Source organism: Actinokineospora sp., from assembly GCF_050699995.1.
Classification (GTDB): Bacteria; Actinomycetota; Actinomycetes; order Mycobacteriales; family Pseudonocardiaceae; genus Actinokineospora.
On sequence record NZ_JBOHGC010000569.1, the window covers coordinates 1 to 9,910 of the forward strand.

Annotated in this window: 14 protein-coding genes and 1 pseudogene; 2 read left to right on the top strand and 13 right to left on the bottom strand. The window is 70.4% G+C overall.

What is annotated here, in order from left to right; all coding sequences use genetic code 11:
- A partial coding sequence (locus ACRDSQ_RS27515; RefSeq protein ID WP_431424998.1) for a sigma-70 domain-containing protein occupies positions 1-498 on the top strand: 498 nt, incomplete at its 5' end.
- 294 nt (positions 499-792) lie between these two features.
- On the opposite strand, the gene ACRDSQ_RS27520 is transcribed toward ACRDSQ_RS27515, so the two are convergent.
- Both ACRDSQ_RS27520 and ACRDSQ_RS27525 read right to left on the bottom strand, forming a co-directional pair.
- Positions 793-1,119 carry a hypothetical protein gene (locus ACRDSQ_RS27520; protein ID WP_431425000.1) on the bottom strand — a complete coding sequence of 109 codons (327 nt, stop codon included), beginning with the start codon at positions 1,117-1,119 and terminating at the stop codon, positions 793-795.
- Between the two features lie 102 nt (positions 1,120-1,221).
- A complete protein-coding gene (locus ACRDSQ_RS27525) occupies positions 1,222-2,046 on the bottom strand; it encodes a hypothetical protein (protein ID WP_431425001.1) in 825 nt (274 codons plus the stop codon).
- Positions 2,047-2,089: 43 nt separating this feature from the next.
- Between ACRDSQ_RS27525 and ACRDSQ_RS27530 the strand changes: the two genes are divergently transcribed.
- Entirely contained in the window at positions 2,090-3,103 is a 1,014-nt protein-coding gene (locus tag ACRDSQ_RS27530; RefSeq protein ID WP_431425002.1) for a quinone-dependent dihydroorotate dehydrogenase, read from the top strand.
- On the opposite strand, the gene ACRDSQ_RS27535 is transcribed toward ACRDSQ_RS27530, so the two are convergent.
- The 11 genes and pseudogenes from ACRDSQ_RS27535 to ACRDSQ_RS27585 all read right to left on the bottom strand — a co-directional run.
- Positions 3,078-4,358 (bottom strand): uracil-xanthine permease family protein, encoded by a 1,281-nt coding sequence (locus tag ACRDSQ_RS27535; RefSeq protein ID WP_431425019.1) that lies wholly within the window; start codon positions 4,356-4,358, stop codon positions 3,078-3,080. The genes ACRDSQ_RS27530 and ACRDSQ_RS27535 overlap by 26 nt on opposite strands.
- Positions 4,359-4,487: 129 nt before the next feature.
- Complete coding sequence (locus ACRDSQ_RS27540; RefSeq protein WP_431425004.1) at positions 4,488-4,706, bottom strand: hypothetical protein; 219 nt, start codon at positions 4,704-4,706, stop codon at positions 4,488-4,490.
- Between the two features lie 124 nt (positions 4,707-4,830).
- A complete protein-coding gene (locus ACRDSQ_RS27545; RefSeq protein WP_431425006.1) occupies positions 4,831-5,100 on the bottom strand; it encodes a hypothetical protein in 270 nt (89 codons plus the stop codon).
- 71 nt (positions 5,101-5,171) lie between these two features.
- Complete coding sequence (locus ACRDSQ_RS27550) at positions 5,172-5,327, bottom strand: hypothetical protein (protein ID WP_431425007.1); 156 nt, start codon at positions 5,325-5,327, stop codon at positions 5,172-5,174.
- Positions 5,324-6,097: a phage shock envelope stress response protein PspM gene (pspM, locus tag ACRDSQ_RS27555; protein WP_431425009.1), complete on the bottom strand. Its 774-nt coding sequence runs from the start codon at positions 6,095-6,097 to the stop codon at positions 5,324-5,326. The genes ACRDSQ_RS27550 and pspM overlap by 4 nt, the downstream gene beginning before the upstream one ends.
- 7 nt (positions 6,098-6,104) lie before the next feature.
- Positions 6,105-6,950: a PspA/IM30 family protein gene (locus ACRDSQ_RS27560; RefSeq protein ID WP_431425011.1), complete on the bottom strand. Its 846-nt coding sequence runs from the start codon at positions 6,948-6,950 to the stop codon at positions 6,105-6,107.
- 191 nt (positions 6,951-7,141) lie between these two features.
- A complete protein-coding gene (locus ACRDSQ_RS27565; protein WP_431425013.1) occupies positions 7,142-7,528 on the bottom strand; it encodes a hypothetical protein in 387 nt (128 codons plus the stop codon).
- Positions 7,529-7,540: 12 nt separating this feature from the next.
- Positions 7,541-7,981, bottom strand: coding sequence for a helix-turn-helix domain-containing protein (locus ACRDSQ_RS27570; RefSeq protein ID WP_431425015.1), 441 nt, complete (start codon positions 7,979-7,981; stop codon positions 7,541-7,543).
- Between the two features lie 244 nt (positions 7,982-8,225).
- Positions 8,226-8,735 carry a CinA family protein gene (locus ACRDSQ_RS27575; protein ID WP_431425016.1) on the bottom strand — a complete coding sequence of 170 codons (510 nt, stop codon included), beginning with the start codon at positions 8,733-8,735 and terminating at the stop codon, positions 8,226-8,228.
- Positions 8,732-9,370 (bottom strand): CDP-diacylglycerol--glycerol-3-phosphate 3-phosphatidyltransferase, encoded by a 639-nt coding sequence (gene pgsA / locus ACRDSQ_RS27580; RefSeq protein WP_431425017.1) that lies wholly within the window; start codon positions 9,368-9,370, stop codon positions 8,732-8,734. Before pgsA ends, ACRDSQ_RS27575 begins: the two co-directional genes overlap by 4 nt.
- A pseudogene (locus ACRDSQ_RS27585) lies at positions 9,367-9,910 on the bottom strand (30S ribosomal protein S12 methylthiotransferase RimO); the annotation flags it as partial. The gene pgsA and the pseudogene ACRDSQ_RS27585, both read right to left, overlap by 4 nt.

The window sequence follows — 9,910 nt, forward strand, 5'->3', positions numbered from 1 at the left end:
CGCACCATCCGCATCCCGGTGCACATGGTCGAGGTCATCAACAAGCTCGGCCGCATACAGCGTGAGCTGCTCCAGGACCTGGGCCGCGAGCCCACGCCAGAAGAGCTCGCCAAGGAAATGGACATCACCCCGGAGAAGGTGCTGGAGATCCAGCAGTACGCCCGGGAGCCCATTTCGCTCGATCAGACCATCGGCGATGAGGGCGACAGCCAGCTCGGCGACTTCATCGAGGACTCCGAGGCCGTCGTGGCCGTGGACGCGGTGTCGTTCACCCTGCTGCAGGACCAGCTCCAGTCGGTCCTGGCCACCCTGTCCGAGCGTGAGGCGGGCGTCGTGCGTCTGCGCTTCGGCCTCACCGACGGCCAGCCGCGCACGCTGGACGAGATCGGGCAGGTCTACGGGGTGACCCGTGAGCGCATCCGCCAGATCGAGTCGAAGACGATGTCGAAGCTGCGCCACCCGTCGCGCTCGCAGGTGCTGCGCGACTACCTCGAATAACACTTCTCCGCCGTTGGCCGTCCGACCTGCTGAAACAGGCATCGGGCGGTCGACGGCGGACAGGTACAGCGCGCTTGGTCAAGATATCTACCGGACCGCGAAGCACACCTGCCTGGGCCGCCGACATCGGCCCCACAGCGCAAGTCGATCCCTCGCCCGGTACCAAACGCCCTGAGCGTATAGCTCGTCCGTCGTGAGGCACTTGTGCTCGGGACCGACGCGCATTCGTGGGGCTTGGCCGATGATCGGACTTGGCGCGATCGCGGTAGTCCCATCCGGGCGTTCGTTAGCAGGTCAGGCACGGTCGCATAGGCCGTCGCACACATGTGCTTCCACGTCACCGTCCTTGGCGGACGCGATGAGCCAGGTGAGGGTGCCTTTGCGCGTCTGCTCGGCGGCGTGGGTCAACATCTCCGGTGTGATGTCGACGAAACCACCGGTTTCGGGCACGCCGAGTGCGTCGACCATCGCCGCCCGAACCCACTCGACGTGCTCGGTTGGTTGAGCCATCAGCACGAACCGCAGCAGCCGCATCCCTTGCCGGTGCAATTCGAGCACCCGCAGCAGCCGCCCTTGAACGCGCTGACCAGTCGCCTCAACATGCTCACCGTGTGCCTCCATTCCACTCCGGGGCGTATATGCCTAGGATCGCATGTCAGGCGAGACCAGTGCGCACCCAATCGGGTGATCCGCGCAGATCGCACCGGAATCTCGGGCCGGGCGTCAGTCCGCTGAGCTTTCCTCTACCTGCTGCATCTTGCGCCAGGCGAGTCCGGCTGCCCGTTCGGCCTCTTTAGCGTCCCGGCGGGCCAACTGGAGGGTGCGGCGGGCCTCCAGTTCGGCCACTTCGGCGGCGTCGAGTTCCGTGTTGAGGTCGCGGACGCGTTTTTCGGCGGCGGTGACCGCGTCCTCGGCCTTGCGAATCGCCTTGTCCGCCGCGGCGCGTTCGGCTTCGGCGGCTTTTACCTGGGCCTTCGCTTCCGCCAGGGCTTGGCGGGCGGCGGCCTTGCGGGCGCGTTCGTCGTCGGCCTTGGCGCGGGGCTTGGGTTTCTCCGCAGGCTTCTTGGCGGCGGGTTTGGTGGGCGGTGACAGGGTCAGGCCGGGCCAGGTGGGGGCTATGGCGAGGTCGCGTGCGGTGGTGATCCGGCCCGCGCGCAGGACGTCGGCGGCTTCGGGGGTGGCGACGGCGGCGGTGAACATGTCTTCTAGTTCGCGGGTGATCGCGTCGGTGAGCTTGGTGCCGCCTGCCAGGCCGACGAGTTTGCCGATCAGCTCGGTGCGCTGCCGGGTCAGGGCCCGCAGTTCCGAACCCGACGCGTTACCGGTGGCTTCGCGCAGTTCGTCGCCGAGGGAGATCAGGGACTCGACCTCGTCGGGGTGTTCGCGCGCCAACTGGTTGACCAGCCAGGCGGCCGTGGTGGGCTTGGCCAGCTTCTCGATGGCCGCCGCACCCTCCTTGTCGCCCGCATCCCTGGCCTGGCGGGCGAGTTCGCGGCGGGCGGGGATGAACTCCTCCCGCGGCAGCCCGTACAAGTCGTCGACGCTCACACCGACCATCATGGCCGAACCGGGCGGGTGACACGATGTGGACGTGGTCTACCAGCAGCTAGCTCGAAGCACCCTGTTCAAACTCGGCGGCGGCGATCCCGAGATCGCCCACACCCGCACGATGGCAGGCCTGGCCCGCCTGGCGAAGGTGCGCCCCGCCGTGTCCGTCCTGCGCCACTATTTCGGCACGTCGAAGACGGTGCGCGCGTTCGGTGTGGACTTCCCCGGCGTGGTGGGGCTCGCGGCGGGGATGGACAAGGACGGGCACGCGCTGCGGGCGTGGCCCGCGCTCGGGTTCGGGTTCGTGGAGGTCGGGACGGTCACCCAGCACCCGCAGCCGGGTAACCCGAAGCCGCGCCTTTTCCGCCTCCGTGACAGCGAGGCGATCATCAACCGGATGGGCTTCAACAACGCGGGCGCCGACGCGTTGGCCTCACGGCTGCGGGCGACCGGGCCGGTCGGGGTGCCGCTGGGCATCAGCATCGGCAAGTCCAAGGTGACGCCGGTCGACGAGGCCGTCGAGGACTACCGCCACTCGCTGCGCGCGCTGCACGAGTTCGGCGACTACTTCGCGATCAACGTCAGCTCGCCCAACACCCCCGGGCTGCGCGGGCTGCAGGACCGGGCGGCGCTGGACATGCTGGTCGGCGAGCTGCGGCGGGAGTCGACGAAGCCGCTGCTGGTCAAGATCGCCCCCGACCTGACCGACGACGCGATCGGCGAGGTGCTGCAGGTCTGCGCCGACCACCGGGTCGACGGGATCATCGCCACCAACACCACGCTCAGCCGTGACGGCCTCGCGCCGTCCGATATCGAGACCGGCGCCGAGGCGGGTGGCCTGAGCGGGCGGCCCCTGAGCGAGCGGGCACGCGATGTCGTGGCTTTCGTGCACAAGGAGAGCGGGCTGCCAGTGATCGGCGTCGGCGGGATCTTCGACGCCGACGGCGCGCTGCGGATGCTCGACGCGGGCGCGACCCTGGTGCAGCTCTACACCGGGTTCATCTACGAGGGACCGCCGCTGGTGCGCCGGATCAACCGCGCGGTCGCCGCACGGTGACCTGGTCGACCTCGTCGCCGCGGCCGCGCCACCAGCGCAGCAGCGGGTAGGCCAGCACGATGAACATCGAGCCCCAGGCGATGCCCTCGATCTTGAGCTCGCCGATGGCGATGGTCAGGTTGCCGACCCCGGCGACCACGGCCGCGGCGGCGACGAGCTGGTTGACCGGGTCGGTGAAGTCGACCTTGTTGGCCATCCAGATGCGGATGCCGACCAGGCCGATCATGCCGTAGAGCAGCAGCGTGGCGCCGCCGAGGACACCGTCGGGCATGGTGTTGACCAGCGCGCCGAACTTCGGGACCAGGGACAGCAGGATGGCGGTCAGCGCGGCGACGGCGTAGGTGGCGGTCGAGTAGACCTTGGTGAGCGCCATGACGCCGATGTTCTCCGCGTAGGTCGTCGTGCCCGAGCCGCCGCCCGCGCCCGCGAGCGTGGTGGCGAGGCCGTCGGCGATGAGCGCGTCGCCGACGCTGCCGTCGAGGTTGCGGCCGGTCACGGTGCCGACGGCTTTGACGTGCCCCGCGTTCTCCGCGACGAGCACGATGACCACGGGGATCACGAGTAAGACCACCGAGGGACGCAGCTGCGGGCCGCTCAGCTCGGGCAGGCCGAACCAGGGCGCGGCGGCGAGCGCGGCGATCCGGTCGTCGCTCAGCGCGTCGGTGGCGACGGCGAACGCCCAGCCGACCAGCATGCCGACCAGGATCGACACCCTGGAGAGCAAGCCGCGGGCGACGCCGCAGATCAGGATCGTGGCGAGGGTGACGACGGCGACCACCGGCTGCTTCGCGAACGACTGGGTCGCGGTGGGCGCGAGGTTGAGACCGACCAGGACGACGACCGCGCCGGTGACGACCGGCGGCATGACCGAGTCCAGCAGCCGCACGCCGAGCGCCTTGACCGCGACGCCCACACCCATGAGCAGCAGACCGGCGGTGAGCACGCCGCCGAGCTGAGCGGCCATGCCTTCGTCGCGGGTGGCCATCAGCGGCGCGATGAACGCGAACGACGAGCCAAGGTAGCTGGGCACGCGGTTGCGGGTGATGACGAGGAACAGCAGGGTGCCGACGCCGGAGAACAGGAGCGTGGTCGTCACCGGGAAACCGGTAAGGGCGGGCACCAGCACCGTGGCGCCGAACATCGCGGCGACGTGCTGCAGCCCGAGCCCGATGGTCAGCGGCCAGCTCAGCCGCTCGTTGGGCGCGACCTGGTCGCCATCACGGACGCGGCGGCCGTCACCGTGCACGGACCACACCGTCAATGCCGCCTCCACCCACGCCCGGGATTTGTCGGTGCATGGTGCCACAGCAGGTAGTCGCCAAGTCGATACGACACCGTGATGTTCACACAGATGCCCTAGTGACAGGCGGGGCGGCGGTTGCGCTCAGGCAGGCATCCAGGACAGGGCGAGCGCGTAGGGGTCGACGACGTGGCCGCGACCGGTGCCGATCCACTCGACGGCGACGTCGAGCATGCGGGAGGCGCGGTCGCGGTCGATGTGGCTGTTGTCGACGATGTCCCAGAACCGGTCCTCGTAGGCAGCCGCCTCGGCGACGCGCTCAGCCACGGTCTCGCGCAGTGCTGCCGGGTTGATCGTGTCCACGGCGGGCTCCCCTCGGGTCGATTCTCGACGGTTCTCGTCGGTCGAGGAGGAGACGGTGAAGTCGAGGGGCCATGACGGGGGCCGGGAGTGATCACGGGCACAGGCGGGCGTGCCGGTCGGGCGGCTATCCGGCGTCTTTCTGGCGCGGTTGTTCGTCTTCGGCCGACAGGGCGTCGTCCAGGGTTTTCAGGTGGGCCCAGCAGGCCAGGGCGGGGAGTCCGAGGACGAAGGTCGCGGCGAAGGCGCTGTCGAAGTCGTCGGTGTCGGCCGCCGCGTCGAAGCCGAGCCACAGTCTGAGGACGCGCAGCAGGAAAAAGCCCGCCGCGATGAGGAACAGGGCCATCAAGATCCGGGTGCGCAGCAGTCGGCGCCGCAGTTGGCTTCGGTCGGTCATATCGCCCCCTTATCGCCAGTCGGACGCACGTCCGGTCCGGTTGGCTCCCCGCGATCCGAATCGGGCACAGGTCAGACGTCCGGTGCGAGCTCCCGCAGGGCGTGGGCGAGGGCTTTGAGCTGGTCGGTCGCCTCGGTGAGCCGGAAGACCAGAGTCGGGATGAGGAACAACGCCAAGGCGAACTGCATGAGCGCGCGTCGACGCCGCAGCTGTCTTCGATGGGTCACGAGAGATCGCGCAGGGCGTGGGCGAGGCCCGCGAGGTGGTCGGTGGCGTCGACGAGTTCGGCGCGGCCATGAGTGGGGGTGCTGGCGGCCAGGGCGTGGCCCGCGGCGCCGACCAGGCGGCAGTAGCCGTCGATGCCCTCGTCGAGGTGGGTCCGTAATCGCCGGACGCCGTCGGAGAGGGCCGCGCGGTCGGATGGCGGGGCGTGGTCACGGGCGCGTTCCACGGCGTGGAGTTGGGCGGCGGTGGCGCGCAGCGCGGTGGCCGCGTCGGCTCCGGTGCGGCGGGCCTGGTCGACCGAGTCGGCCGGGACCATGGCGCCGCGTGCGAGCTGCGACAGGAGCTCGTGGAGGGTGTCCTCGGCTTCCTCCAGGCGGCGCATCGGTTCGCGGGCCTGGGAGCCTCGGGCGGGCAGTGGCGCGGGGACGCGGATCGGCTCCGGCAGCGGCTGCCGGTGCAGCCGCCGCGACTCGAGGCCCGCTTTGACCGCGATGAAGCCGGCGATGACGGTGGCGCCGATGAGGACCCCTGGGGTCGCGCCGGGTGATTCGACGGCGGTCTGGATGACGGCGGCGCCGCCACCGGTGGTGACACCGGTGGCGGTCCACAGCCTGGTCCGCCTGGCCGCCTTCTGGCGCAGCCGCAGTGCCTTGGCCCGCGGGTCACGCCATTTGGCGAGGGTGCCGCGGATCTGGTCCGCGTAGGGGCCGCGCACGTGCTGGCCTACGAACTCTCCGAGCTTGATCAGCTCGCGCCTGCGCGACCCCGTCATCGTCGGGTCAGGAACCGGCCTGCGGATTGGCCTTCTGCTCCTGGGCCACCCGCTGCTGGATCTCCGCCTGGATGTTGGCCGTCGGCGTCGCCGCCGCCGCCGGTCCGCTGGTGACCTCGCCCGCGACCTTGCCGCCTGCCATGGACGCGCGGATCTGCTCGAGCCGCGAGTGGCCCGCCATCTCCGTGGTGGAGGCCTGGACCTCCATCATCCGGCCCTGCACCGAGTTCTGTGCGAGCTCGGCGGACCCGAGGGCGGTGGTGTACCGCTTCTCGATCTTGTCGCGGACCTCCTCGAGCGACGGGGTGTTGCCCGGCGCGGCGAGTTCGCTCATCTGGTTGAGCGACTTGGAGACCTGCTCCTGCATCTTGGCCTGCTCGAGCTGGCTGAGCAGCTTGGTGCGCTCGGCCAGCTTGTTCTGCAGGACCATCGCGTTGCGCTCGACGGCGGTCTTGGCCGCGCCCGCGGCCTGCAGCGCCTGGTCGTGCAGCGTCTTGAGGTCCTCGATGCCCTGCTCGGCGGTGACGAGCTGAGTGGCGAAGGACTGCGCGGCGTTCTCGAACTGCGTCGCCTTCTGCTCGTCGCCCTTGGACCGGGCCTCGTCGGCGAGCACGAGCGCCTGGCGCGCCGAGGACTGCAGCTTCTCGACCTCACCGAGCTGGCGGTTGAGCTTCATCTCCAACTGGCGCTGGTTGCCGATCACCGCCGCGGCCTGCTGTGAGAGGGCCTGGTGCGCGCGCTGCGCCTCCTCGATGGCCTGCTGGATCTGCACCTTCGGGTCGGCGTGCTCGTCGATCTTCGACGAGAACGACGCCATGAGGTACTTCCAGAACTTCACGAACGGGTTGGCCATCTCCTCCGCCTGCCTTCTTCGTACCTGCCGGATCACTGGACCCGCTGCCGCGTCGCGACCCCTCGCGGACCCCGCTGGGGTCCGCGCCGCCAACGAAGAGGCAACGCTCCGGCACCGTTGTGGGTTCCATCGTGTCAGGTGCGTGGAAGCCGTACCACCAGACCCAGCAGATTTCAGGGTTCCCTCGGAGATCAACCCTGATCCCCGGACCCGCTCTGCGGGTGATCCCCGACCAGGGCCGCGGTCAGCGCGGCCAAACGGGCGGCCAACGCCGCGGGATCCGGGTGTGACCCGCGGATGTCGGCGCGGACCGCGCGGAGTCCGTCCACGGCTGTGACCTGCGCGGATTCGTCGGTGGCGCGCTCGATCGCGCAGACGAGCGCCGCCGCGGCACGGCGGACCGGGCCCAGCGTTGTGGATCTCAGGGCGACGGCGTCGATGTCGGCGAGCAGCCGCCGGGACCGCGCGGTCGCGGAATCAGCCCGTACCCGAACGGGCGCGCCCATGGGACGGCGGTGCGCGCCGGTCAGCACGGGAATGGCCGCTGCCACGACGACCGCGGCCGCGATCGCGACCATGACCCACACGAGTCAGGCGGCGAACACCGCGCCCGCCCTGGTGCCGCCCAGGGAGGTCTCGATCCGGTGCGACAGCGCCGGCTGGATGCGCAGATCGGCCAGGTTCTCCCCGACGATCGCCGGGACCAGCCTGCCGCCCTCGGCAGCGGCCCGCGGGCCCGCCTGCCTGGTGGACTCCTCGACGGCCGCCTGCTCCGGCATGGAGTGTTCCACCGCGGTCAGCGCGCCGATGTCGGCGGCCACCTTGTGGAGCAGTTCCGACAGCGGCAGGGCGAGGGCGTCGCAGATGGCGGCCAGGAGTTCACTGGAGGCCTCCTTGCGCCCGCGTTCTACCTCGGAGAGGTAGCCCAGGCTGACCCGCGCGGAGCGGGAGACCTCCCGCAGCGTGCGCTGCTGGTTGGTGCGGGCGTGTCGGAGCCGATCACCGATCGCCTCTCGCAACAGCACGGTCATCGCGCACCTCCCTTCCTCCTGCGGAACCAGTCCGAACGCCGTTCCCTTCCCGGTCGGTGACCGGCTCGGGGACAACGCGTGGCCGTCTCCTCCACAACGTTACCGACTGACGCCGACGAAACGCAGCGCCTTTGCGGGTAGTCCGCCAAGAGCGAACGATCGGAGAGGATCGAATGTTCCCTGGTGGACGCCGGTTCGCTGGTTTCGGACGTGATCATGTCAGGCACGCTTCGTGACGACAACCTCACTCGATGAGCGTATCGAGATCGGCCTTGAGCAGGTCCAGCGCACCTCGAACAGCGCCCGCGCGGACCTCTTCGCGATCTCCGGAGAGCGTGAGCAGCGCCACGCTCGGGCCGCGAGCGCTGATCAACGCCACCCACACCGTGCCGGGTCTCACACCGTCCTGCGGGTCCGGTCCGGCTACGCCGGTGAGCCCGATCCCGATGCTCGCCCGGCACCGCTCGCGGGCCCCCGCGGCGAGTTGCACCGCGACGTCCGCGTCGACCGGGCCGTTGCTGGCGAGGAGCGCCGCGTCGACTCCGGCGAGGGACGACTTGAGGTCGGCGCCGTAGACGACAAGCCCGCCGCGGACCACGGCGCTGGAGCCGGGAACGCTGGTCAGGACGGCCGTGAGGAGTCCGGCGGTGAGTGACTCGGCGGTGGCGACAGTCTCGCCGCGCTCGCGCAGGCGGTCGATCAACACGGCGACAGGCTCCGCCGTCAGACCGGGGACCAGCGCCAACGGGGTCATGATCCGACGGCGCGCTTACCGAGTGCGCGCAACCGGACCGCGCGCACCACGTAGTCGACGCCGGTGACGACGGTCAGGGCGATCGCGACGCCCATGATCGTCCACGCGACGACCAGCCAGCCCGCGGGCAGCGGCAGCAGGAACAGCGTGATCGCGAGGATCTGCGTCAGCGTCTTGAGCTTGCCGCCGGGGCTCGCCGGGATCACGCCCTGGCGGATCACCCAGAAGCGGAGCAGGGTCACGCCGATCTCGCGGGCGGCTATGACCAGCGTCACCCACCACGGCAGGTCGCCGAGCACGCTGAGCCCGACGAGCGCGGCCCCGGTCAGCGCCTTGTCGGCGATCGGGTCGGCGATCTTGCCGAAGTCGGTGATGAGGCCGTGCTTGCGGGCGAGCCAGCCGTCGACGTGGTCGGTGACCGACGCGACCCCGAACACGGCGGTGGCGATGAGCCGCCACGTGGTGTCGTGGCCGTCGCCGGTGAAGAGCGCGACCAGGAACACCGGGACAAGAGCGAGCCGCGACAGGGTGAGCAGGTTGGCGATGTTGAGCACCGGCACCTGGGTGGGCTCCGGGAGCACCGGCCGCGTCGGTTCGGCGGCGGGCGCGTCGTCGCCGGTCGCGGCCGGGCTCATGGGGACGCCACCGCCGCGCGCGGGATGACCGCGACCGGCTCGACGACCAGGTCGACGCCCTCGCTGTCGATCACGCGGCAGCGCACCAGGTCGCCGACAACCAGGTCTTCCACGGCCGGGCCGGTTTCGCCGTCGACCACAACGCACTCGCCGTCGACCTCAGGGGCCTGGTGGGCGGCGCGGCCGCTGCAGTCCTCGTCCTCGGACTCCTCGCGCTCGATGAGCACGACGACCTCCGAGCCGATGCGGTCCTCGGCGCGCTGCGTGGTCAGCTCCTCGACCAGCGCGGATATCCGGGCGACGCGCGCGCCGATGGTGTCGGCGTCGAGTTTGTCGCCCAGGTTCTCGGCCTCCGTGCCGTCCTCGTCGGAGTAGCCGAACACCCCGACCGCGTCCAGCTCCGCGGCCACCAGGAAGTCATGCAGCACGGTCAGGTCGGCGTCGGTCTCGCCCGGGAAGCCACAGATCACATTGGAGCGGATCCCCGCCCGCGGCGCCGCCGCGCGGATCTGACCGATCAGGCCGAGGAAGGCGTCGGGA

Excerpts from the sequence above, each read along its gene's own strand:
- ACRDSQ_RS27520 (WP_431425000.1), bottom strand. The coding sequence starts at position 1,119 with ATGGAGGCACACGGTGAGCATGTTGAGGCGACTGGTCAGCGCGTTCAA.
- ACRDSQ_RS27545 (WP_431425006.1), bottom strand. The coding sequence starts at position 5,100 with ATGACCGACCGAAGCCAACTGCGGCGCCGACTGCTGCGCACCCGGATC.
- pspM (WP_431425009.1), bottom strand. The coding sequence starts at position 6,097 with ATGACGGGGTCGCGCAGGCGCGAGCTGATCAAGCTCGGAGAGTTCGTA.
- ACRDSQ_RS27560 (WP_431425011.1), bottom strand. The coding sequence starts at position 6,950 with ATGGCCAACCCGTTCGTGAAGTTCTGGAAGTACCTCATGGCGTCGTTC.
- ACRDSQ_RS27565 (WP_431425013.1), bottom strand. The coding sequence starts at position 7,528 with ATGGTCGCGATCGCGGCCGCGGTCGTCGTGGCAGCGGCCATTCCCGTG.
- ACRDSQ_RS27570 (WP_431425015.1), bottom strand. The coding sequence starts at position 7,981 with ATGACCGTGCTGTTGCGAGAGGCGATCGGTGATCGGCTCCGACACGCC.
- ACRDSQ_RS27575 (WP_431425016.1), bottom strand. The coding sequence starts at position 8,735 with ATGACCCCGTTGGCGCTGGTCCCCGGTCTGACGGCGGAGCCTGTCGCC.
- pgsA (WP_431425017.1), bottom strand. The coding sequence starts at position 9,370 with ATGAGCCCGGCCGCGACCGGCGACGACGCGCCCGCCGCCGAACCGACG.